We start from the raw sequence: 584 nt of genomic DNA, 5'->3' as shown, positions 1-584 counted from the left end.
GCAACGAGGACTTCCGCTCAGGCCAGCAGGCGTTGTCCAACCGCATTGACGCCGCGCAGGCGTTCGCCAAGGATGCCGTCGAGAACCTGGCTCAGACCACCGCCTCGGCCGGCGATCTCCTGGTGCTCAAGGCAACCGTGGAGACACTGGACGGTTCTGTCCGCACGCTTCAAGAAAAGCAGGCCAAGGCGCCGCCGCTGATCGTGCCAGCGCCAAAACGCCCCATACCCGCCAAGCCCAAGCCGAAACCCAAACCGATGGAGCCTCCTCCCTTCTCGATCCTTGGCGTGGAGTATCGCGGGGGCGAACGGTTTCTGTCGGTTGCACCTCCGGGATCCACCCAGCTCAGCCAGATCTACCTCATTCGCCAGGGAGATGCCGTCGCCGGCACGAACTGGCGACTGACCGACCTTGACGATGGTACCGCGCACTTCGACGTCGCCGGCGCCTCGCGCAGCGTCCGCATCCAACCATAGGACCCCGCACATGAACAGAACCGTATCGCTCCTGTCCGGCCTGGTGCTGCTGCTGAGCTATCCCGCAGTCGGCCAAGAGGCTGCGGCAAGCCGAGAGACCAGCAGCCA

1 protein-coding gene is annotated in these 584 nt (G+C 64.7%); it reads left to right on the top strand.

Annotated elements, in window-relative coordinates; translation table 11 throughout:
- A partial coding sequence (locus HMPREF2924_RS20320) for a methyl-accepting chemotaxis protein (RefSeq protein ID WP_070700622.1) occupies positions 1-476 on the top strand: 476 nt, incomplete at its 5' end.
- Between the last annotated feature and the right edge of the window lie 108 nt (positions 477-584).

The sequence above is a fragment of the Pseudomonas sp. HMSC063H08 genome, assembly GCF_001813645.1.
Classification (GTDB): domain Bacteria; phylum Pseudomonadota; class Gammaproteobacteria; order Pseudomonadales; family Pseudomonadaceae; genus Pseudomonas; species Pseudomonas aeruginosa.
Note: the sequence above shows the minus strand (reverse complement) of the source record. Positions and strands in the feature narration are given on the sequence as shown.